This window comes from Marinovum sp. PR37 (assembly GCF_028807375.1).
In the GTDB taxonomy this organism is placed as follows: Bacteria; Pseudomonadota; Alphaproteobacteria; order Rhodobacterales; family Rhodobacteraceae; genus Marinovum; species Marinovum algicola.
This window is the reverse complement of record NZ_JARAML010000001.1, coordinates 173,333-195,617: the sequence shown is the minus strand read 5'-3', so window position 1 is coordinate 195,617 and position 22,285 is coordinate 173,333. Positions and strand designations below refer to the sequence as shown.

Below are 22,285 nucleotides of genomic sequence, written 5' to 3'. Positions count from 1 at the left end.
CGCTCGGAGTACTCCCTGAGCACCGGAATGTCACTACACAAAGCGCTGTATTGCGGCGAATTCTCGGTATCGATAGGCTCCGCGCCAGAAGCCGAAACAAGGAGCAGGCATGAAATTTCAGGGCACCGAGAGCTATGTGGCGACCGAAGATCTCACGTTAGCGGTAAATGCCGCGGTAACGCTGGAACGGCCGCTGCTGGTCAAGGGCGAACCGGGCACCGGCAAGACCGAACTGGCGCGTCAGGTGGCCGATGCGCTGGGCCTGCGGATGCTGGAGTGGAACGTCAAATCCACCACCAAGGCGCAGCAGGGGCTGTATGAATACGACGCCGTTTCGCGCCTGCGCGACAGCCAGCTCGGCGAAGAGCGGGTGCATGACGTGCGCAACTACATCCGCAAGGGCAAGCTCTGGCAGGCCTTCGAGGCGGAAGAGAAGGTGGTGCTTCTGATCGACGAGATCGACAAGGCCGACATCGAGTTTCCCAACGACCTGTTGCAGGAGCTCGACAAGATGGAATTTCACGTCTACGAGACCGGCGAAACCGTCAAGGCCCGCCAGCGCCCGATCGTCATCATCACCTCGAACAATGAAAAGGAACTGCCCGACGCCTTCCTGCGCCGCTGTTTCTTTCACTACATCCGGTTCCCCGACGAGGCGACGATGCGCCAGATCGTCGAGGTTCATCATCCCGGTATCAAACAGGCGCTGCTGACCACCGCGCTGACCCAGTTCTACGAGATCCGCGAGCAGGCCGGGCTCAAGAAAAAACCCTCGACCTCCGAGGTGCTCGACTGGCTCAAGCTCCTGCTGGCCGAGGATCTCACGCCCGAGGATCTGGCCCGCGACGGGGCCAACGCCCTGCCCAAATTGCACGGCGCCCTGCTCAAGAACGAGCAGGATGTGCATCTTTTCGAACGCCTCGCCTTCATGGCCCGCCGCGGCCGCTGATCCGGGGCGGGCCGGTCCGGTTCCGGTCGAAAACCTGTGGCGGAGCGGGCCAGGGCCCATGGACGGAAAGACCGCCCTGCCCTGATCGGGAAACCGGCGCGATCGCGCGATAAAAGATCCGGCGCCCGGCGATTGACCGGGCGCCGCATGCGGCGGCCACCGACGCGCCAATCCCTCGCGGCCGGCGGCAAATTTGCGGCGTGGCACGGCCAGTCGGACGGCCCCGTCCGGCATAGCAGGGAATTTGCATCCTGCCCTTCGTGCATTACCTGTCGGCAATCTTAGGCAATTCACCATATCTGGTGTGATCCCGATTGCCCGCCCACAACCCAACCCCTTGATTCGGCTGAATTGCAACGCTTTCGGGCGCCGGAAAAACTCGGCCGATTTACGGCTTAGGAAATCCAGGCTTTGCCGTATACTCCCCCATAAGGCGATAACGCCAAAAGGGATGTCCTGATGCATCCGAAAGAGCAGGCAGACCAGAATGTCGATTGAAATGACTATCCGCGCGCTGCGGCCCGCAGATCGGGACCAATGGCAGGAGCTTTGGCGGCAATATCTCGCGTTTTATGAAACCGAGCTTCCGGCGCGGATTTATGACAGCACCTTTCAGCGTTTGCTGGGAGACGACAGCCGCGATTTCAATGGCCTTGTCGCCCTTTCCGGGGACCGGCTCGTCGGGTTGACGCACTTCCTGTTTCACCGCCATGCTTGGAAAGTGGAAGAGGTCTGTTACTTGCAGGATCTCTACGCCGTGCCCGATCTGCGGGGGCGTGGCATCGGCCGCAAGCTGATCGAGGCAGTTTATGCCCGGGCCGATGCGGCGGGCGCGCCCTCGGTCTACTGGCTCACCCAGGAATTCAACCACACCGCCCGAGATCTCTATGACCGGATCGGCGTGTTGACCCCGTTCATCAAATACCAGCGAGCCTGACACATGCGCCGCAGCCGTCTTTTCCTGCCGCTTTACATGTTGCTCTCGGCCTGCGTGCCGATGGCCTCTTCGGATATGCCGACCCGCGCCGCCAGTCTGGAATCCACATTGCCGGTTATGAAGACCTTTTCGCAGCCCCGCCCGCTGCCGGCGGCGCGGTCGAATACCGATATTGCCCGCGATTTCATCGACCTGCACTTCCAGCTTGAAAGCGGCCGCCCGCTGCCTCGGCTGACCCGGTTCGAAGGGCCGATCGGGGTGCGGGTGACCGGCGATGCCCCGGCCCAGCTCGACCGCGATCTCAAGCAGCTCCTGCATCGGCTGCGCAGCGAGGCGGCGCTGGACATTCGCCAGGTGGCGCCAGACGCGCCGGCGGCGGTGACGATCGAGGCGATCAGCTCGGCCGAGATCCGCCGCGCCCTGCCGATGGCGGCTTGTTTCGTGGTGCCCAATGTCACTTCTCTGGCCGATTACAAGCGCAAGCGCCGCTCCGGCAAATTGAATTGGGCGCAGCTGCAACAGCGCACCACGGTGGCGATCTTCGTGCCCAATGACACCACCCCGCAAGAGATGCGCGATTGCCTGCACGAAGAGCTGGCCCAGGCGCTGGGGCCGCTCAACGATCTTTATCGCCTGCCGGATTCGGTGTTCAACGACGACAATGTGCACACCGTCCTGACCGGTTTCGACATGCTGATCCTGCGGGCGACCTATGACAGCGCGCTGCGCTCCGGCATGGACCGCGCGAGTGTCGCCGCTCGCCTGCCCGCCATTCTCGCCCGGCTGAACCCGCGCGGCGCCGGCATCGGCACCAACCGGCAGTCGCGCACGCCCCGCGCCTGGATCGAGGCGGTGCAGGAGGCATTGGGGCCCGGCGCCAGGCATTCTCAACGCCGGACCGCCGCCACCCGGGCGCTCAGGATCGCCGCCGCCATGGGCTGGCAGGATCACCGCCGCGCCTTTTCGCATTACGCCATGGGCCGCATTCTTCTGATCAGCGACCCCGATCGGGCGCGCGCCGAATTCGAGGCCGCCGACCGGTTCTATCGCATGAGCCCGGCGACCGAGCTGCATCTGGCCTATGTCGCCTCGCAGCTCGGCGCGCTCGAATTGACGCGCGGCCGGCCGGACCAGACGCTGGCGCTGGTGGCACCGCATTTCGACACCGCCGCGCGCCATGAAAACGCGGCGCTGCTGAGCACGCTGCTGCTGTTGCGCGCCGAGGCGCTCGATCTGACCGGACGGGTTTCGGAAGCGCGCGAGGTGCGGATGGACTCTCTGGGATGGGCGCGCTACGGCTTTGGCGCGGATTGGGCGGTGCGCGCGAAACTGCGCGAGATTGCCGCGCTCAACCCGCTCAAGGGCCCGCGCGGGTAGTTCCGGCGGCGCCGGCGCAGACAGAAGGACAAGGAACAGATGCTGGTCATCATCGGCGCCATTATCGGCGGTATCATCGGCGGCACGATCGCCAGGCGGCGCGGCGGCAAGACGCTGGACGTGGTGCAATATGTCGGCATCTATGCGCTGGCCTTCGCGCTTCTGGGCATGTTGGCCACGCTGGTGATCCACCGCCTGGCCCTCTGAGGCGCGGCGATGTTCGTTCCCTTCTTCGAAACCCTGCGCCGCGCCGGCGTTCCGGTGTCGCTCAGGGAATATCTCACCTTTCTCGAAGGCATGAGCGCGGGTCTGGCGACCTATGACGTCGATGCCTTCTATTACCTCGCGCGCACCGCGATGGTGAAGGACGAGCGCAACCTCGACAAGTTCGACCGCGCCTTTGCGCACAGCTTCAAGGGGCTGGAAGAAATTTCGGCGCAGGACGTGCTGAGCGCCGTCGATCTGCCCGAGGACTGGCTGCGCAAGATGGCCGAGAAACACCTCAGCCCCGAGGAAATGGCCGAGATCGAGAGCCTCGGCGGTTTCGATCAACTGATGGAGACGCTGAAGAAGCGGCTCGAGGAGCAGAAAGGCCGCCATCAGGGCGGCAACAAATGGATCGGCACCGCCGGCACCTCGCCCTTCGGGGCCAATGGCTACAACCCCGAAGGCGTGCGCATCGGCCAGGAGAAAAGCCGCCACCAGCGCGCCGTCAAGGTCTGGGACAAGCGCGAGTTTCGCAATCTCGACGACCAGATCGAGCTTGGCACCCGCAACATCAAGGTGGCGCTGAAACGCCTGCGAAACTGGGCACGGACCGGTGCTAATGACGAGTTGGACCTCGACGGCACCATCCGGGCGACGGCCGAACACGGCTACCTTGACGTCAAGACCCGGCCGGAGCGGCACAATGCGGTCAAGGTGGTGCTGTTTCTCGATGTCGGCGGCTCGATGGATGCGCATATCCGGGTGGTGGAAGAGCTGTTCTCGGCCGCGCGCTCCGAATTCAAGCACCTCGAATATTACTATTTCCACAATTGCCTTTACGAAGGTGTCTGGCGCGACAATCGCCGCCGCTGGTCCGAGGTAACGCCGACCTGGGAGGTGCTGCGCACCTATGGTTCGGACTACAAGTGCATCTTTGTCGGCGATGCCAGCATGTCACCCTACGAGATCGCCTTTGCCGGCGGCGCCAACGAACATTGGAACGAGGAAGCCGGCCAGGTCTGGCTGGCGCGCGCCCGCGACCAATGGCCCGACAATCTCTGGATCAACCCGGTGCCCGAACAGCAGTGGCGATACACCCAGTCGATCGGCATGATCCACGAGATCTTCGAGGGCGCCATGGTGCCGATGACGCTCGAAGGGCTGGAACGCGGCATGAAGGCGCTGGCGCGTTAGCCGGCCCGTCAGCGGCGGTAGTCCTCGGGCTTGATGCCATAGCGCGCGAGCTTGTCGTAAAGCGTCTTGCGCGGCAGTTTCAGCTGTTTCGCGGCCTCGGTGGCGCGTCCGTTCTGGCGGCTGAGCGCGGCGATCAGAAGCGAGCGTTCGACCTGCGCCATCTGCGCAGCCAGCCCCTGTTCGGCATTGCGCGCCACCTCTTCCGGCATGCCCAGCACAAACCGCATCGCCGCCGACATCAGCGAGCGCGCATTGCCCGGCCAGCTCTGCGCCATCAGCGCGGCAGCATGATCCGGGCTGATTTCAGGCGCGGCGATGCCGGCCTGTTCGGCGGCCTGGTCGACGTAATGGCGAAACAGCACCGGGATGTCCTCGGGCCGTTCCGACAGCGCCGGAATGCGCACCACATGGACATTGAGCCGGTAATAGAGATCGGCGGTCACCCGGCCCTCGGCAAAGGCCGCGTCGATCCCGTCGACCGCCCCCGCGATCAGCCGCAACCCCTGGCCGGAGTCCAGCAGATCGAGCAGCACAAGCTGGCTGTCGGCCGAAAGATCGGCAATGCCATCGAGAAACAGCGCCCCGCCCTCGGCGCGCGAGAACACGTCGCGCAGGCCGGCGGGATCGAGGCTGCGCGCGGCGCGTTTCTCGAACGGCGTCTTGCCGCGGGGCGAGGACAGGTGAATGACTTCGGCCACCTTGGAGATGCCCGAGCCCTGCGGCCCGATGATCAGCGCATCGGCAGTCGATGCCGCCACCTGACGGACCTGCGCGCGCAGCGCCTCGGCCAGCGCCGAGGTGCCGAAGATCATCCGCGCCGCCGGATCGCCGGCCTCGATCTGGCTTTTGAACCGGCGGTTTTCCAGCACCATGGCGCGGGCCTTCAGCGCCCGGTCCAGCACCTTGAGCAGATCCTCGGTGGCGCAGGGCTTTTCGAGAAAGGCGAAGGCCCCGGCGCCAAGCGCGCGCACCGCCATCGGGATGTCGCCCTCGCCGGTCAGCAGAATCACCGGCAGGTCGGGATCGACCTGCTGGGCGTGGTCGAGCAGATGAAAGCCATCGCGCCCCGGCATCCGGATATCGCTCAGGATCACTCCGTCGAAGTCCGGTGTGATATGATCCTTGGCGACCACGAAAGACCCCGCCGGAACCGGTGCATACTCTGCCAGTTCCAGCGATTGGCACAGCGCCTCGCGCAGGCCCGCGTCGTCGTCCACCAACAAGACCTGCCTCATGCCGCCGCCTCCTGCGCGTCACGCCATTGGTCGAGCTCGACGGTAAAGACCGCCCCGCCGCCGGGCGCGTTGCTGCCGCGGATGGTGCCGCCAAAGCTCTGCACCAGACCATAGGAGATCGACAGGCCAAGCCCCATGCCGTCGGGCCCGCCGACCTGTTTGGTGGAATAGAACGGGTCGAAGATACGGTCGGGATCGGCAATGCCCGGCCCGGTGTCTGCCACCGTCACCACCGGACGCGTGCCGGCGTCGAGCGTGATGGTCAGGGCGCGGCGCGGGGCGTCCTCCATGGCGTCGGCAGCGTTCGAGATCAGATTGACAAAGACCTGTCCCAGCCGCACCTCGCCGCCCCAGACCCAGACCGGCGCCGGCGGTGGCTGCCAGACCAGCGTCACCGCGCCCTGGCGCAGCCGCGGCTCGGCCAGTTCGATGGCGCTGTCGATCACCGCGACGATATCGACCTTGCCCATCGGCTCGCTTTCGTTGCGGGCAAAAGCGCGCAGGTTCTTGATGATCCGCGCCATGCGGCGCGCCATGGCGGCGATGCGACCCAGGTTCTCGCGTGCGGTCTCGGGGCGGTCGCGGTCAAGGAAGGCCTGGGCGTTCTCGGCATAGTGCTGGATCGCCATCAGTGGCTGGTTCAGCTCGTGGCTGATGCCGGCCGACATCTGCCCCAGCGCAGAGAGCTTGCCGGCCTGCACCAGATCGGCCTGGGCGCGTTTCAGCGCCGCCTCGGCCTCCTGGCGTTCGCGCACCTCGTGGCGCAGCGCGGTGTTGGTCTGTGACAGCTGGGCGGTGCGCGCGGTGACCCGGCTCTCGAGCCGTGCATTGGCCTGTGCCAGCGCCCGCCGGCGCGCCCCGGCCAGGAACAGCAGCGCGCCGAAGGTCGCCATCAGCGCGGCCACCGCCGCCGCCTGCCAGAGCGCCAACCGCAGCGCCGGGCTGGTGTCGATCAGTGCCTCGGCGCGCATTCCGATCACCGGCAGATCCTGGCTCAGATGCAAGGCGCGGCGCGGCACATAGGGCGACCAGTCGAGCCACCAGACCTCATGCGCGCCCACCTGCACCGCCCGCGGCGTTTCGCCCGCCGGCGTCTCCGGCCCCAGCGCGCCGGGCGGCTGACGCCAGTACAAGAGCTCGGAACGGTTCGAGATGAAGACCCGGCCGTCGCCGTCGACGAAATAGATCGCCGGGCGGTCGCCGCGCCAGTTCTCTTCCAGCCGGTCGATGTCGACGCCGAGGATCAGCGCCCCTCGCACCTTGCCGGCGGCATCAAAGGTCGGCGCGGCAAAGAACCAGGCGCGCACGCCGAAGGTCTCGCTCACCACATGCGCCGAGCCCAGCGCGCCCTGCATCGCCCGGCGGAAATAGGCGCTGTCGCCCAGTGCCTCCGGCGTGCGTGGCCCAGAGGCCGCCAGCACCCGGCCCGAGGCATCGACGTAATGCATGGTCAGCGCCGAGGTCTTGTCGGCCACGTCGAGCAGCAGCGCATCGGCCGGTGCGCGCTCGCCGCCATCGTGCAGCGCCGCCAGCGCCGGGTGATCGGCGGTCAGCACTGCCACCTCGGCGTGATGCTGCAATTGGGCGGTGAGTCGGTCGGCGGCCAGCGACAGCCCGGCCTCGCCGCGCCGGGCGATCTGATCGAGGCCCTGACGAAAGCCGGTGTGCCAGACGCCGGCGCTCACCGCCGCTATACATGCGATGTAGAGCGCCGCCAGACCGCGAAGTGAGGAAGATTTCGACGACATGACGATACTTTAGCGCGTCCCCCCTTGCAAAGGAAAGCCAGCCCGTCAGGATGATCTCATGGCAGAGCTTTCGCAATCTCCGACCGACCCGGGTTTTGTCCAGAATCCCTATCCGTTTTACGCCGAGGCGCGGGCCAGGGGCGCCGTGCACCAATGGCGCGACTATGGGATCCACTGCGCCTTTTCGCATGCCGCCGTCAATGCCGCCCTGCGCGACAGCCGCATGGGCCGCGAGGCACCCGACGAGCTGAAAGAGCCGCGGCCCGCGCATCTGCGCGACTTCTATGCAATCGACGACAATTCCATGCTGGAACTGGAAGCGCCGCGCCACACCCGGCTGCGCAAGCTGGTGCTGCATGCCTTCACCGCTCGCGGCATTGCCGGGCTGGCGCCGGAGATCGAGGCGCTCTGTCACCAATTGATCGACGCGTTCCCAGAGGGCGATTTCGACCTGTTGCCGCAGTATGCCACCCAGGTGCCGGTGATCGTGATCGCCCGGCTGCTGGGCGTGCCCGACGACATGGCCGACCGGTTGCTGGCCTGGTCGAACGACATGGTGGCGATGTACCAGGCCCGGCGAGACCGGACGATCGAAGACGGCGCCAATGCCGCCGCGCGCGAGTTTTCGGCCTTTCTGGCCGATTACATCGCCACCCGCCGCCGCACCCCCTCGGACGATCTGATCACCCGGCTGATCGCGGCAGAGGCCGATGGCGAAAAGCTGAGCCTGGACGAGCTGATCGCCACCTGCGTTCTGGTTCTGAACGCCGGCCATGAGGCCACGGTGCATACTCTGGGCAATGGGGTGAAGGCGATGCTCGAGACCGGCATGCGCCCCGAATGGACCTCTGATTCGATGATCGATGCGACGGTCGAGGAAATCCTGCGGTTCGATCCGCCGCTGCACATGTTCACCCGCTGGGTATACGAAGACCTCGAGATCGGGCGCAGCCCCTTGCGACGCGGCGACCGCATCGGCCTCTTGCTGGGGGCGGCCGGCCGCGATCCCGAGATGTGGGTCGACCCCGACCGTTTCGATCCGAATCCACATCTGAAGCCGCATGTGGCCTTTGGCGCCGGCCGCCATTTCTGCGTTGGCGCGCCGCTGGCCCGGCTCGAGTTACGCATTGCGCTTCAGGTGCTCTTCGCCCGCCTGCCCGGCCTGCGCCTCGCCGCGTCGCCGCGCTACGCGAACCTCTACCATTTTCACGGGCTTGAGCGTCTCATGCTGTGTGCGCAATGACCTGCCGCCGGTCTCGGGCCCACGCGACCGGGCAATGTGGCAAATTGGCCGGACGCGACGTTCCGAGTGGAAAAATGGCGGGTTTAGCGCTAACAGTACCTCAAAGAAATTGCTGTGAGCAAGCCAGATGAAAGACGAAATCCTTCACCATATCCGCTATTCGCTGGGCAAGGACGCCGAGCATTCCTCGGTTTACGACTGGCGCATCGCGCTGTCGCTGGCGCTGCGCGACCGGATGGTCGATCATTGGTATCGCTCCACGCGCGAGACCTATGCCTCGAACGCCAAACGCGTCTATTACCTCTCGCTCGAGTTTCTGATGGGCCGGCTGGTCGAGGACATGGCCGCCAACCTCGGCCTCGACCGCGAAGCCCGCCACGCCATCGAGGCGCTGGGCCAGGATTACGAGGAAATCGTGCATGACGAGCCCGATGCGGCGCTGGGCAACGGCGGCCTCGGGCGTCTTGCCGCCTGCTTCATGGACTCGCTGGCGACCCTGGGCATCCCGGCTTATGGCTACGGCATCCGCTACGAACACGGGCTGTTCGAGCAGAAGTTTTCCGACGGCAAGCAGGTCGAGACCGCCGAGACCTGGCTGACCCAGCGCCACGCCTGGGAATTCGAACGGCCGGAGGTGAAATACCGCATCCAGTTCGGCGGCCATGTCGAGCATCACGAAGGCAAGGCGCGCTGGATCTCGTCCGAGACCGTGCTGGCCACCGCCTATGACACGCCGGTGATCGGCTGGAAGGGCACCTGGGGCAACACTTTGCGGCTCTGGTCGGCCAAGGCGCCGGGGGCGTTTGACCTCGAGAGCTTCAACCGGGGCGATTACCTTGCCGCCGGCCGCTCCGAGGCGCTGGCGCGCACCATCAGCCGCGTGCTTTACCCCGATGACACCACCGACGCCGGCAAGCAGCTGCGGCTGAAGCAGGAATATTTCTTCACCGCCGCCTCGCTGATGGACCTGATGCGGCGCTACCTGAGCGATCACGACGATCTGCGCGCCCTGCCCGATCACGTGGCGATCCAGCTCAACGACACCCACCCGGCGATTGCCGGGCCGGAACTGGTGCGGCAACTGGTCGACGTGCACGGGCTCGAGATGCCCGAAGCCATCGAAATCGCCCGCAACTGCCTGGGCTACACCAACCACACGCTGCTGCCCGAGGCGCTGGAGAAATGGCACGTCGGGCTGATGGCCTATGTGTTGCCCCGGCATCTGGAAATCATCCGCGCCATCGACCACGACCACCAGGAACGCCACCCCGGCAGCCCGCGCATCATCGAGCATGACCATGTGCAGATGGGCGAACTGGCCTTCATCATGGCGCACAAGGTCAATGGCGTCTCGGCGCTGCACAGCGAGCTGGTCAAGGAGACGGTGTTCGAGGATCTGCACAAAATCCACCCGACCCGGATCATCAATCAGACCAACGGCATCACCCCGCGGCGCTGGCTGTATACCTGCAACCAGCCCCTCTCCGATCTCATCACCCGCGAAATCGGCGACGGCTGGGTGGCCGATCTCGAACAGCTCAAGGCGCTGAACGAGAAATCCGGCGACAAGGCGTTCCTCGCCGAGTTCCAGGCCGCCAAGCGCGCCAACAAGGTGCAACTGGCGCAATGGATCAGGCAAACCTGCGGCACCGAGGTGAACCCCGACGCGATGTTCGACGTGCAGATCAAGCGGATCCACGAATACAAGCGCCAGTTGATGAACATCCTCGAGACCGTGGCGCTCTGGAACGAGATCCGCGACAATCCGGGCGGCGACTGGACGCCGCGCGTCAAGATCTTTGGCGGCAAGGCGGCGCCGGGCTATCACGTCGCCAAGCAGATCATCCACCTGATCAACGACGTCGCCACCCGGATCAACAACGACCCGGTGACCGGCGATCTGCTCAAGGTGGTCTATCCGCCGAACTACAATGTCACCATGGCCGAGAATCTGATCCCCGCCGCCGACCTCAGCGAACAGATCTCGACCGCCGGCAAGGAAGCCTCGGGCACCGGCAACATGAAATTCGCCCTGAACGGCGCGCTGACCATCGGCACGCTCGACGGCGCCAATGTCGAGATCCGCGAGCATGTGGGCGCCGAGAACTTCTTCCTCTTCGGTCTAACCGCGCAGGAGGTGCAGGAACGCCGCCTGCAACATGGCTTCGCCCGCGCCGCCATCGAGGCCAGCCCGCGGCTGAGCCGGGTGCTGGGCCAGATCGTCGATGGTGTGTTTTGCCCGGACGAAGTCACGCGCTACCATGAACTTGTCGGCAATCTCTACGATCACGACTACTTCCTCGTGACCTGCGATTTCGACAGCTATTTCGACGCGCAGCGCCGTGTTGATGTCGCCTATCGCAGCAAGACCGGCTGGGCGGCCATGGCGCTCAAGAACACGGCCAACATGGGCTGGTTCTCGTCGGATCGCACGATTCAGGGCTACGCGCGCGATATCTGGCATGCGGGCCCGGTCAACACTGGTGGAATGGAGAAAATTGCATGATTGACGCCCCCCTGATCCACCCCGAAGAAGCAGCCTCCCTTGCAGATGGGTCGCACGGCAATCCCTTTGCCGTGCTCGGGATGCACGAGACCGACGGCAAGCTTGTCGTGCGTGTGTTCCGCCCCGAAGCCGACAGCGTCGAACTGATCGATGCCAAGACTGGCAAGGCGGTTGTTTCGCTCGGGCGGGTCACGGGGGGCGACGGCGTTTTTGCCGCCGAGGTGCCGCGGCGCAAGAAACGCTTTGACTACAAGCTGCGGATGACCCGGGGCGGCAACGTTTGGACGGAATACGACCCCTATGCCTTTGGCAACGTGCTGGGCGAATTCGACGAATACCTGCTGGGCGAAGGCACGCACGGATATCTGTGGAAAGCGCTCGGCGCGCATGTGATGACCCATGAAGGTGTCGAGGGCACGCATTTCGCGGTCTGGGCCCCGAACGCCCGGCGGGTTTCGGTTGTCGGCGATTTCAACGGCTGGGATGGCCGCCGGTTTGTCATGCGCCGGCGGGGCGCGACCGGTGTGCACGAGATCTTTGTGCCCGACGTCGCCGATGGCACCGCCTACAAATACGAGGTGCTGGGCATCGACGGTCAGCTGATGCCGCTCAAGGCCGATCCGGTGGGCTTTGGCGCAGAGCTTCCGCCGCGCACCGCCTCGGTGGTGCGCGACCTGTCGCGCTACGACTGGCAGGACGGCGACTGGATGGCACGGCGCAGCGGCGCGCACCGCATCGACCGGCCGATCTCGGTCTACGAGGTGCACCTCGAAAGCTGGCGGCGGGTGCCCGAAGAGGATGGCCGCTCGCTCACCTATCGCGAAATGGCCGACGCGCTGGTTTCTTATGTCAAGGAGATGGGGTTCACCCATATCGAGACCACGCCGATCAGCGAATATCCCTTCGGCGGCTCCTGGGGATATCAGCCGGTGGGGCTCTACGCCCCCACCTCGCGCTTCGGCACGCCCGACGATTTCCGCTATTTCGTCGATGCCTGCCACCAGGCGGGAATCGGGCTGATCATCGACTGGGTGCCGGGCCATTTCCCGACAGACGAACACGGCCTTGGCCGGTTCGACGGATCGGCGCTTTACGAACATGCCGATCCGAAAGAAGGCTATCACCCGGACTGGAACACGCTGGTCTATAACTACGGCCGGACAGAGGTGGCCAATTATCTGATCGCCAACGCGAAATTCTGGGTGCAGGAATATCACATCGACGGGCTGCGCGTTGATGCCGTGGCCTCGATGCTCTATCGCGACTATTCCCGGAAAGAGGGCGAATGGGTGCCCAACATCCACGGCGGCCGCGAGAACCTCGAAGCCATCAGCTTCATGCAGCGGATGAACGAGGCGGTCTATGCCGACCAGCCCGACATCATGACCATCGCCGAGGAAAGCACCGCCTTCCCCGGCGTCTCCGCCCCCACCGACACCGGCGGCCTTGGCTTCGGCTTCAAGTGGAACATGGGCTGGATGAACGACACCCTGCGCTACATGGGCGAAGATCCGATCCACCGGAAGTATCACCACGACAAGATGACCTTCGGGCTGCATTATGCCTTTTCCGAGAATTTCGTGCTGCCGCTGAGCCATGACGAGGTGGTGCATGGCAAGGGCTCGATCCTCGACCGGATGCCGGGCGACGATTGGCAGCGCTTTGCCAATTTGCGGGCCTATTACGGCTTCATGTGGGGCCATCCGGGCAAGAAGCTGCTCTTCATGTCCTGCGAGTTTGGCCAGTGGGATGAGTGGAGCAACGAAAAGAGCCTCGACTGGCACCTGCTCGAGTATCCGACCCACAAGGGCGTTCAATCGCTGGTCCGCGATCTCAACCACCTCTATCGCGACACCCCTGCGCTCTACGAACTCGACAGCAAGCCCGAGGGCTTCCGCTGGATCGACGGCGGCAACGCCGGCGAGTCGGTGTTTTCCTGGCTCCGCCACAGCAAGGACGGCAGCGACCCGGTGCTGGTGGTCTGCAATTTCACGCCGGTGACACGACCCGGCTATCGTATCGGCGTGCCGCTGGCGGGAACCTGGGAGGAAGTTCTGAACACCGATGCGGCCGCCTATGCCGGCAGCAACCAGGTCAACGCCACCCCGCTGGCCACGACGGAAGAGCCGGCGCATGGCTGCGCGCAGTCGATCGAGCTGACCGTGCCGCCGCTGGCGACAACCTTCCTGCGCTATAAAGGCACATGAATTTCAACCATTTATTAGACCATCCGATCAAGTCTGGGAGGACCCGATGACACAGGCACGACACGAACTCGCGCAACAAACGATGGCCTATGTTCTGGCCGGGGGGCGCGGCAGCCGATTGAAGGAAATGACCGATATCCGGGCAAAACCGGCGGTGTTCTTTGGCGGCAAGACGCGGATCATCGACTTTGCGCTGTCGAACGCCGTCAACTCCGGCATTCGCCGCATCGGGGTCGCCACCCAGTACAAGGCGCACAGCCTGATCCGACACCTGCAACGCGGCTGGTCCTTCTTCCGCGCGGAGCGCAACGAAAGCCTCGACATCCTGCCCGCCTCGCAGCAGATGGGTGAGGACAACTGGTACAAGGGCACCGCCGACGCGGTGACGCAGAACATCAACGTGCTGCGCGGCTACGGGCCGAAATACATCCTCGTTCTGGCCGGCGACCATATCTACAAGCAGGACTATTCGGTCATGATTGAGCAGCACGTCAAGACCGGCGCCAAGGTCACGGTCGGCTGTATCGAAGTGCCGCGCGACGAGGCTAGGGCCTTTGGCGTGATGGGGGTGGACGCGAACGACAAGATCCTCGAATTCGTCGAAAAGCCGGAAAATCCCCCCGCCATGCCCGGCGACGAGAGCCGCGCGCTGGCCAGCATGGGGATCTACGTCTTCGAGGCGGAATACCTTTACGAGTTGCTGGAAAAGGACAATGACGATCCGGACTCCAGCCATGATTTCGGCAATGACATCATTCCCGATATCGTGGCCCAAGGCGGCGCCTATGCCCATCCCTTCGGGCGCTCCTGCGTGATGTCGGGACTGGAGGACCGGCCGTACTGGCGCGATGTCGGCACCATCGACGCCTATTGGCAGGCCAATATCGACCTGACCGATTTCAAGCCCGAGCTCGACCTCTATACCCAGAACTGGCCGATCTGGACCTATTCCGAGCTAACCCCGCCGGCCAAGTTCATTCACAACGAGGAAGGCCGCCGCGGCTCCGCCACCTCGTCGATGGTTTCGGGCGGCTGCATCATCTCGGGCTCGCAACTGCATCGCTGCCTGCTGTTCACCGGCGTGCGGACCCACAGCTTCGCCGAACTCGAGGGGGTCATCGTGCTGCCCTATGCCGATATCGGCCGCAACGCCAAACTCAAGAACTGCATCGTCGACCGCGGCGCCATGATTCCCGAGGGCCTTGTGGTGGGCGAGGATGCCGAAGCCGACGCCAAGCGGTTTCGCCGCACCGAAAACGGCATCTGCCTGATCACCCAAAAGATGATCGACAAGCTGGATGGCTGACATGAATGTCCTAATGGTCACCTCGGAATGCGCGCCCTTCATCAAGACCGGCGGGCTGGCGGATGTGGCGGGCGCGCTGCCGGGGGCGCTCGCGCCGCTTGGCATCGACCTGCGCACCATGCTGCCGGCCTATCCGGCGCTCATGCCGCTGGTGGCCCGGGGCACCGAAGTTGCCAGCTTCGGCGACCTGCCCGGCGGCCCCGGCCGCGTGGTGCAGGTCGAGGCCGAGGGGCTCACCCTGCTATTACTCGACGCGCCGCAGCTCTTTGACCGGCGCGGCGGCCCTTATTCCCACGAGGGCGGCCACGACTGGAACGACAACCACCGCCGCTTTGCCTCGCTGGCGCAGGCGGCAGCGAGGATCAGCTTTGACGGGCTGGCGGACTGGAAACCCGACATCGTGCATGCCCACGACTGGCAGGCGGGGCTGACGCCGGTCTATCTGAAACAGCCCGGCGTGCCGGCCCCCAGATCGGTGATCACCATTCACAACATCGCCTTTCAGGGCCGCTTCGCCGCGCATGAAGGCCAGCAGCTCGGGCTGCGCTGGGATTGGTTCACCCCCGATGGGTTCGAATACCACGGCGACATTTCCTTTCTGAAGGCCGGGCTGGTCTATGCCGACCGCATCACCACCGTCAGCCCGACCTATGCCCGCGAGATCCTCACGCCGCGGTTCGGAATGGGGCTCGAAGGCGTGCTGAGCGCCCGGCAGTCGGTGCTCTCGGGCATTCTCAACGGCATCGACACCGACGTCTGGAACCCGGCGACCGACCCGGCACTGGCCCGCAACTATGACGCCGACAGCCTCGCCGGCAAGGCGGCCAACCGCGCCGAAATCTGCACCCGCCTCGGCCTCGATCCGGCCCACAAGGGACCGCTGTTCTGCGTCATCAGCCGGTTGACCGAGCAAAAAGGGCTGGATGCGCTGGCCGAGGCCATTCCGCATCTTGTCGCCAGCGGCAGCCAGCTCGCGGTACTGGGTTCCGGCGCGCCGGAGCTCGAGGCCGCGTTCCGCAGCGCGGCCGAAGCGCATCCCGGCAAGGTCGGCTGCCACATCGGCTATGACGAAGGCTTTTCGCATCTGCTGCAAGGGGGCAGCGATGCGATCCTGATCCCCTCGCGCTTCGAGCCTTGCGGCCTGACCCAGCTTTACGGATTGCGCTATGGCACATTGCCGGTGGTGGCCCGCACCGGCGGTCTGGCCGACACGGTGATCGACGGCAACCTGGCCGCACTGCGGGCGAAGACCGCGACCGGCTTCCTGTTTGATGACGTTGGTGTCGCGGGTGTCACCGAGGTGCTCGACCGCGCCATTCGCAGCTATGCCAGAACCGATGACTGGCAGAGCATGCAGCGCGCCGCTATGTCTCAGGAAGTGGGCTGGGACATCTCGGCCCGCGCCTATGCCGATCTGTACAAAGAGGTTCTGAGCGAATGAACACCCGTGCGCCGATGACGGTCGAAATCCGTCCGGGCCGCTCGCATCAACTCGGGGCGCATTTCGACGGCGAAGGCACCAACTTTGCGGTCTTTTCCGAAAATGCCACCCGGATCACCCTGTGCCTGTTCTCGCCCGACGGACGGCGCGAGGAACACCGCGTCGACCTGCCCGAGCGCAACGGCGCGGTCTGGCACGGCTATGTGCCGGGGCTGGTGCCGGGCACGCTTTACGGCTACCGCGTCGACGGCCCGTACGAACCGTCGCGCGGCCACCGCTTCAATGCCAACAAGCTGTTGATCGATCCCTATACCCGCGAGCTGCGCGGCGCCTTTTCCGACCATGACGCCACCTATGGCTATGACGCGGCGGGCGGCGGTGACGACCTGAGCTTTTCCGCCAGCGACAGCGCACCGCATGTGCCGAAATCTGTGGTCTCCGATCCGGCGCTGTTCCCGCTCGACGCAAGGACGCTGACCTGCGGCCATGACGGCGGGCTGATCTACGAGGCCCATGTCAAGGGCGCCACCATACTGAACAAGGGCGTCGAGGAAGACCTGCGCGGCACCTATGACGGCATGGCCTCCGACGCGATGCTCGACCATCTGACCCGGCTGGGCGTCGCGGCGGTGGAGCTTCTGCCGGTGCAGGCGCTGAAATCCGAGCCGATGCTGCGCGACAAGGGGCTGGTGAATTACTGGGGCTACAACACCATTGGCTTTTTTGCGCCCGAGCCGCGCTATTTCGGGCCCAAGGGGGTGGCCGGGTTCCGCGCCATGGTCGAGAGGTTCCACAAGGCCGGGATCGAGGTGATCCTCGACGTGGTCTACAACCATTCCGCCGAGGGCGATCAGCTTGGGCCGACGCTGTCGTTCAAGGGCTTCGACAACGCCGCCTATTACCGCCTGCTCGACGGTCAGCCGCGGTACTACGTCAATGACACCGGCTGCGGCAACACGCTGGATACCACCCACCCCTTCGTGCTGCGGATGATCATGGACAGCCTGCGGTTCTGGGTCCAGGCGATGGGCGTCGACGGCTTCCGGTTCGATCTGGCCACCACGCTCTGTCGGGGGCGGCAGGGTTTCGATCAGCATGGTTCCTTCCTGACCGCGCTGCGGCAGGATCCGGTGCTGGCCGGGGTCAAGATGATCGCCGAGCCCTGGGACATTGGCCCCGGCGGCTATCAGCTCGGGAATTTCCCGCCGATCTTTGCCGAGTGGAATGACCGCTACCGCGACACCGTGCGCCGTTTCTGGCGCGGTGACGGCCACAGCGCCCAGGATTTGGGATCGGCGCTGCTGGGGTCGGCCGATCTCTTCGATCAGCGTGGGCGGCGGGCCTGGTCCTCGGTGAATTTCGCCGCCGCGCATGACGGTTTCACGCTGGCCGACACCACCGCCTATGTCGAACGCCACAACGAAGCCAATGGCGAGCACAACCACGACGGCCACCACGCCAACCATTCCGACAATTTCGGCGTCGAAGGCGAGACCGACGACCCGATGATCCTGGCCGGGCGCAAGCGGCGGCAGCGCAATATCCTCGCCACGGTCATGCTGTCACAGGGCACGCCAATGATGCTGGCCGGCGACGAGGGCGGCCATTCCCAGGGCGGCAACAACAACGCCTATTGCCAGGACAATCCGACCACCTGGATCGACTGGGACAAGCTCGACCAGGAGCAGATCGCCTTTACCGCAACGCTGACCAATTTCCGCAAGGCGCACCCGTTGGTGCGGCAGAAATGCTTTCTGCATGGCGCCAAACGCGCCAGCGACGGCGAGCGCGACGTGGCCTGGATGGGCTTTGACGGCGGGCCGCTGAACTGGCGCGATCCGGGGCTGTCGAGCCTCTGCCTGGTGCTGCGCGGCTGTGCCGAACATCCCCTGGGCGACGCCATGGACGACACCATCCTTCTGGCCTTCAACCGTGAGGCGCGGACCGAGGTGCTTGTCCTGCCCGATCCCGGACGCCGCCAATGGGTGCGCGAGATCGACACCTCGCAGGCCGAGCAGTCAGCGGTGGTGATGCCGGTGCGGCGCACCCGCGTGGCGGCGAATTCGGTGGCGGCCTTTGTCCTGAGCAAAGAGGTTTCGGAATGAGTGCCGACGGGGCGCTGCGCCAACTGGCCCAGCTTTGCGGCGTGCACCTGGACTTTCACGACCTCTCCGGCACCCGGCGGGAAACTCCGGTGCCCACCCTGCGCGCGCTGTTGCGGGCGCTGGGCGTCGAGGCCGAAAGCGCGGCCCAGGTTTCCGAGGCGCTCGCCCTGCGGCGCGCCGGCACGGCGCATCGCCATCTGCCCGACGAGATCCTGTTGCGGGCCGGTCAGCCGACCGGGATCGCGATCGCCACGCCCTGCGGCTGGCAGCTGTTGGACGAGGACGGCGCCGAACTGGCCGCCGGCAAGGCCGATGACAGCCTCGCGCTGCCGCCGCTCGAAGTCGGTTATTACAGCCTGCATCTGACCGGCGGCGGCTGGCGCGAAGAGAGCTTTCTGCTGGTGCGCCCGGCTCATGCGCCGCTTTTGTCCGAGACTTCGGGCCATTCCCGCAGCTGGGGGGTGACCACCGCGCTCTACGGACTGCGCTCGGCCCGCAACGGCGGGCTTGGCTCTTATGACGACCTCGCGGTTGCCGCCCGCGCACTTGGTGCGCAGGGCGCGCAGTTTCTCGGGATCAACCCGGTCTCGGCGCTGGGCTGGGCCGCGACCGAGACGATCAGCCCCTATTCGCCGACCCATCGCGGCTTTTTCAATGCCGATCATATTGCCGTTGCCGCCGGCCTCGGCCCCAGCCCGGACGGCGCGCTGATCGACTATGCCGCGTTTCGCGCCCGGCAGCGTCCGGCGCTGGAGGCGGACTACAAGAAGACCGCGCGGCGCAAGGTTTTCAAGAGCTTCTGCGCCAAAGCCGATGCATCGCTTGAGGATTTCTCCTGCTTCGAGGCGCTCAGCGAACGCTATGGCCCGGATTGCCGCCGCTGGCCCGCCGAGCTGCAACAGCCCGGACCGGCGGCAGTGGCCGCCGCCGGCCAACGCGCCGAATTTCACCGCTGGCTGCAATGGCGTGCCGAAGCCGAGATCGACGCCGCGCAGGTGGCGGCCAGGGGCGCGGGCATGTCGCTCGGGCTTTATCTCGATCTCGCAGTCGGCGCCCGCCCGGGCGGCGCCGAGGCCTGGATGCATGACGACACCATTGCCCGTGGCGTCACCATCGGCGCCCCGCCGGACCAGCTCAGCCCCCAGGGCCAGTCCTGGGATCTGGTGGCGCATGCGCCGGGCCGCCTCGCCCGGGCGCGCTACCGACCGCTGCGCCGCATGTTGCGCAAGCTGATGGAGAAATGCGGGCTGCTGCGGATCGATCATGCGCTGGGCCTGATGCGCAGCTACTGGCTGCCCGAGGATGGCAGCCCGGGCGCCTATATCTCGCAACCGTTCGACAGGCTGCTGGCGGTGATCGCCATCGAGGCCCACCGCGCCCGCTGCGTCGTCGTGGGCGAAGACCTCGGGCTTGTGCCCGCCGGGTTCCGGCAGACGATGAACGAGGCCGGGCTCTATTCCTATGCCGTCTGGCAATACGAGACATTCGACGACGGCAGCCTGCGCCCCGCAGGGGATCTGCGGCCCTTCAGCCTCGCCTGTTTCTCGACCCATGATACCCCCACCCTGCGCGGCTTCTGGTATGGCGCCGATGTCGAGGTCTGGCGCGGAATGGGCTGGCTTTCGGATGCCGGGGCCAAGCGCCGCCATGGCGACCGTAGCCACCAACGCGCCGGGTTGCGACGCGATTGCAACATTGCGCCCACCGCCGGGCCGGACGAAATCGCCGGGGTGATCCACGGCGCGCTGACCGCCGCGCCGGCGGCCATGGTCGCGGTGCAGCTCGACGATGTGCTGGGCCAGATCGACGCGCCCAACCTGCCGGGCACGATCGACGAACACCCCAACTGGCGCCGCCGCACCGGCCTCGCCGTCGAAAATTTCGAGACCTCGCCGCGCCTCGCCGAGATCGGCGCCACCATGCGGGCCGGCAACCGCCAACCGCCTGTTCCAGCAGAGAAAGGACCGATGTCATGTCCCGAGTAACCCACTCCTGCACACCCTTTGACGGCCAGAAGCCGGGCACCTCCGGTCTGCGCAAGAAGACCAGGGTCTTCATGCAGGCGCATTACCTCGAATGTTTCGTGCAATCGATCTTCAACGCCATCGGCGGCGCCAAGGGCAAGACCTTCGTGATTGGCGGCGACGGCCGTTACTTCAATGCCGAAGCGATCCAGACCATCCTGCGCATGGCCGCCGCCAATGGCGCGCATCGCACCATCGTCGGGCAGAACGGGCTCTTGTCCACCCCCGCCGCCTCGAACCTGATCCGCCAGCGCGAGACCGACGGCGGGCTGATCCTCTCGGCCAGCCACAACCCCGGCGGCATCGACGAGGATTTCGGCCTGAAGTTCAACACCGCCAACGGCGGCCCGGCGCCGGAAAAGGTGACGGCGGCGATGTATGAAGAGACCAAGCGGATCTCGGAGTACCACACGCTCGACGCGCAGGACATCGACCTCGGCTCGATTGGCGAGACCCGCCTCGGCGAGATGACGGTCGAGATCGTCGACCCGGTCGAGGATTACACCGCTCTGATGAAGACCCTGTTCGATTTCGATGCCATCCGGGCGCATATCGCCGGCGGGTTCAGCCTGAAGTTCGACGCCATGCATGCCGTCACCGGGCCTTATGCCAAGGCCATCCTCGAAGGCGCGCTGGGCGCGCCGGCGGGCACGGTGCTGAATGGCGAGCCGAAAGTGGATTTCGGCAAGGGCCATCCCGACCCCAACCCGATCTGGGCCAAACCGCTGGTCGACATGGTGATGGCCGAGGATGGCCCGGATTTCGCCGCCGCCTCGGACGGCGATGGCGACCGCAACATGATCCTCGGCAAGCGGTGTTACGTGACCCCCTCCGACAGCCTGGCGGTTTTGGCCGCCAATGCGCATCTGGCGCCGGGCTATGACACGGGGCTGGCCGGGGTGGCGCGGTCGATGCCCACCAGCCAGGCCGCCGACCGGGTGGCCGAGAAGCTGGGTATCGAGTGTTTCGAGACGCCCACCGGCTGGAAGTTCTTCGGCAACCTTTTGGACGCCGGTCGCGCCACGCTCTGCGGCGAGGAAAGCGCCGGCACCGGATCGGACCACGTGCGCGAAAAGGACGGGCTCTGGGCGGTGCTGCTCTGGCTCAACATCCTGGCCGAGCGCAAGGCCTCGGTGGGCGAGATCCTGTTGCATCACTGGCAGACCTATGGCCGCAACTACTATTCGCGGCACGACTACGAGGCGGTCGACAGCGACAAGGCCAATGCGCTGATGGCCGATCTCGAGGCCAGGCTGGGTGAGCTGCCGGGCACCGAGGTGCACGGGCTGACGGTGACCAAAGCCGACCAGTTCGCCTATCACGATCCGGTTGATGGCTCGGTGAGCAAGAACCAGGGCATCCGCATCTTCTTCGAAGGTGGATCGCGCGCGGTGCTGCGGCTGTCGGGCACCGGCACCGAAGGCGCGACGCTGCGGGTCTATCTCGAGCGTTACATGCCCGCCGAGGGCGCTCTGACCATCGAGACCCAGACCGCGCTTCGGGAGGTGGCGGCGGCGGTCGCCGAACTCAGCGCCCTCACCGCCCGCACCGGCCGCGAGACGCCGGACGTGATGACCTGATCCGATCAGTGGTTTCGGGCGGGCGTGCCGCTAAGGACGGCGGCGGGCCTGCGCGGGGTCGTTTGCGCGGTGATAGGGTTTCGGCCGGCTGCTCAGCGGGTTAATTTCCATCGCAGCGGCGCAACGCCCGCCAGCGCCCCCTCCAAGGCCCCCAACCCACAGCGCGATTATTTCACTCCGGGTGGTGGACCTCGGCCGCCGCTTCCGGCATCCATCGCATACAAGT

15 protein-coding genes are annotated in these 22,285 nt (G+C 65.5%); 13 read left to right on the top strand and 2 right to left on the bottom strand.

The window, feature by feature from the left end:
• Positions 1–109 precede the first annotated feature (109 nt).
• The 5 genes from PVW49_RS00910 to PVW49_RS00890 all read left to right on the top strand — a co-directional run bounded on the left by PVW49_RS00910 (position 110) and on the right by PVW49_RS00890 (position 4,664).
• Entirely contained in the window at positions 110–949 is an 840-nt protein-coding gene (locus PVW49_RS00910; protein ID WP_048531963.1) for an AAA family ATPase, read from the top strand.
• Between the two features lie 487 nt (positions 950–1,436).
• Positions 1,437–1,886, top strand: coding sequence for a GNAT family N-acetyltransferase (locus PVW49_RS00905; protein WP_274589683.1), 450 nt, complete (start codon positions 1,437–1,439; stop codon positions 1,884–1,886).
• A 3-nt stretch (positions 1,887–1,889) separates the two neighbouring features.
• Complete coding sequence (locus tag PVW49_RS00900; RefSeq protein ID WP_074836780.1) at positions 1,890–3,263, top strand: DUF2927 domain-containing protein; 1,374 nt, start codon at positions 1,890–1,892, stop codon at positions 3,261–3,263.
• A gap of 39 nt (positions 3,264–3,302) precedes the next feature.
• Positions 3,303–3,470: an apolipoprotein acyltransferase gene (locus PVW49_RS00895; RefSeq protein WP_074836778.1), complete on the top strand. Its 168-nt coding sequence runs from the start codon at positions 3,303–3,305 to the stop codon at positions 3,468–3,470.
• A 9-nt stretch (positions 3,471–3,479) separates the two neighbouring features.
• Positions 3,480–4,664 (top strand): vWA domain-containing protein, encoded by a 1,185-nt coding sequence (locus PVW49_RS00890; protein ID WP_048531966.1) that lies wholly within the window; start codon positions 3,480–3,482, stop codon positions 4,662–4,664.
• An 8-nt stretch (positions 4,665–4,672) separates the two neighbouring features.
• On the opposite strand, the gene PVW49_RS00885 is transcribed toward PVW49_RS00890, so the two are convergent.
• Together PVW49_RS00885 and PVW49_RS00880 are read right to left on the bottom strand one after the other, a co-directional pair.
• On the bottom strand, positions 4,673–5,899 hold the full coding sequence (locus PVW49_RS00885; protein ID WP_048531967.1) for a sigma-54-dependent transcriptional regulator: 1,227 nt from the start codon (positions 5,897–5,899) through the stop codon (positions 4,673–4,675).
• Positions 5,896–7,647 carry a sensor histidine kinase gene (locus tag PVW49_RS00880; protein WP_274589682.1) on the bottom strand — a complete coding sequence of 584 codons (1,752 nt, stop codon included), beginning with the start codon at positions 7,645–7,647 and terminating at the stop codon, positions 5,896–5,898. Before PVW49_RS00880 ends, PVW49_RS00885 begins: the two co-directional genes overlap by 4 nt.
• A gap of 58 nt (positions 7,648–7,705) precedes the next feature.
• Between PVW49_RS00880 and PVW49_RS00875 the strand changes: the two genes are divergently transcribed.
• The 8 genes from PVW49_RS00875 to PVW49_RS00840 all read left to right on the top strand — a co-directional run bounded on the left by PVW49_RS00875 (position 7,706) and on the right by PVW49_RS00840 (position 22,059).
• A complete protein-coding gene (locus PVW49_RS00875) occupies positions 7,706–8,890 on the top strand; it encodes a cytochrome P450 (RefSeq protein ID WP_274589681.1) in 1,185 nt (394 codons plus the stop codon).
• A 127-nt stretch (positions 8,891–9,017) separates the two neighbouring features.
• The gene (locus tag PVW49_RS00870) at positions 9,018–11,396 is read left to right on the top strand and encodes a glycogen/starch/alpha-glucan phosphorylase (protein WP_274589680.1); all 2,379 of its coding nucleotides are present in this window, start codon (positions 9,018–9,020) and stop codon (positions 11,394–11,396) included.
• The gene (gene glgB, locus PVW49_RS00865) at positions 11,393–13,603 is read left to right on the top strand and encodes a 1,4-alpha-glucan branching protein GlgB (RefSeq protein ID WP_274589679.1); all 2,211 of its coding nucleotides are present in this window, start codon (positions 11,393–11,395) and stop codon (positions 13,601–13,603) included. Before PVW49_RS00870 ends, glgB begins: the two co-directional genes overlap by 4 nt.
• A gap of 46 nt (positions 13,604–13,649) precedes the next feature.
• Positions 13,650–14,909 (top strand): glucose-1-phosphate adenylyltransferase, encoded by a 1,260-nt coding sequence (gene glgC / locus PVW49_RS00860; RefSeq protein ID WP_274589678.1) that lies wholly within the window; start codon positions 13,650–13,652, stop codon positions 14,907–14,909.
• Between the two features lies 1 nt (position 14,910).
• The gene (glgA, locus tag PVW49_RS00855) at positions 14,911–16,350 is read left to right on the top strand and encodes a glycogen synthase GlgA (RefSeq protein WP_274589677.1); all 1,440 of its coding nucleotides are present in this window, start codon (positions 14,911–14,913) and stop codon (positions 16,348–16,350) included.
• Positions 16,347–18,455 carry a glycogen debranching protein GlgX gene (gene glgX, locus PVW49_RS00850; RefSeq protein ID WP_274589676.1) on the top strand — a complete coding sequence of 703 codons (2,109 nt, stop codon included), beginning with the start codon at positions 16,347–16,349 and terminating at the stop codon, positions 18,453–18,455. Before glgA ends, glgX begins: the two co-directional genes overlap by 4 nt.
• A complete protein-coding gene (locus tag PVW49_RS00845; protein ID WP_274589675.1) occupies positions 18,452–20,440 on the top strand; it encodes a 4-alpha-glucanotransferase in 1,989 nt (662 codons plus the stop codon). The genes glgX and PVW49_RS00845 overlap by 4 nt, the downstream gene beginning before the upstream one ends.
• On the top strand, positions 20,428–22,059 hold the full coding sequence (locus PVW49_RS00840; protein ID WP_274589674.1) for an alpha-D-glucose phosphate-specific phosphoglucomutase: 1,632 nt from the start codon (positions 20,428–20,430) through the stop codon (positions 22,057–22,059). The genes PVW49_RS00845 and PVW49_RS00840 overlap by 13 nt, the downstream gene beginning before the upstream one ends.
• Positions 22,060–22,285 lie beyond the last annotated feature (226 nt).

Bases quoted from the DNA above. Each gene is read 5' to 3' on its own strand.
- PVW49_RS00910 (WP_048531963.1), top strand. From the start codon at position 110: ATGAAATTTCAGGGCACCGAGAGCTATGTGGCGACCGAAGATCTCACG.
- PVW49_RS00905 (WP_274589683.1), top strand. From the start codon at position 1,437: ATGTCGATTGAAATGACTATCCGCGCGCTGCGGCCCGCAGATCGGGAC.
- PVW49_RS00900 (WP_074836780.1), top strand. From the start codon at position 1,890: ATGCGCCGCAGCCGTCTTTTCCTGCCGCTTTACATGTTGCTCTCGGCC.
- PVW49_RS00895 (WP_074836778.1), top strand. From the start codon at position 3,303: ATGCTGGTCATCATCGGCGCCATTATCGGCGGTATCATCGGCGGCACG.
- PVW49_RS00890 (WP_048531966.1), top strand. From the start codon at position 3,480: ATGTTCGTTCCCTTCTTCGAAACCCTGCGCCGCGCCGGCGTTCCGGTG.
- PVW49_RS00885 (WP_048531967.1), bottom strand. From the start codon at position 5,899: ATGAGGCAGGTCTTGTTGGTGGACGACGACGCGGGCCTGCGCGAGGCG.
- PVW49_RS00880 (WP_274589682.1), bottom strand. From the start codon at position 7,647: ATGTCGTCGAAATCTTCCTCACTTCGCGGTCTGGCGGCGCTCTACATC.
- PVW49_RS00875 (WP_274589681.1), top strand. From the start codon at position 7,706: ATGGCAGAGCTTTCGCAATCTCCGACCGACCCGGGTTTTGTCCAGAAT.
- PVW49_RS00870 (WP_274589680.1), top strand. From the start codon at position 9,018: ATGAAAGACGAAATCCTTCACCATATCCGCTATTCGCTGGGCAAGGAC.
- glgB (WP_274589679.1), top strand. From the start codon at position 11,393: ATGATTGACGCCCCCCTGATCCACCCCGAAGAAGCAGCCTCCCTTGCA.
- glgC (WP_274589678.1), top strand. From the start codon at position 13,650: ATGACACAGGCACGACACGAACTCGCGCAACAAACGATGGCCTATGTT.
- glgA (WP_274589677.1), top strand. From the start codon at position 14,911: ATGAATGTCCTAATGGTCACCTCGGAATGCGCGCCCTTCATCAAGACC.
- glgX (WP_274589676.1), top strand. From the start codon at position 16,347: ATGAACACCCGTGCGCCGATGACGGTCGAAATCCGTCCGGGCCGCTCG.
- PVW49_RS00845 (WP_274589675.1), top strand. From the start codon at position 18,452: ATGAGTGCCGACGGGGCGCTGCGCCAACTGGCCCAGCTTTGCGGCGTG.
- PVW49_RS00840 (WP_274589674.1), top strand. From the start codon at position 20,428: ATGTCCCGAGTAACCCACTCCTGCACACCCTTTGACGGCCAGAAGCCG.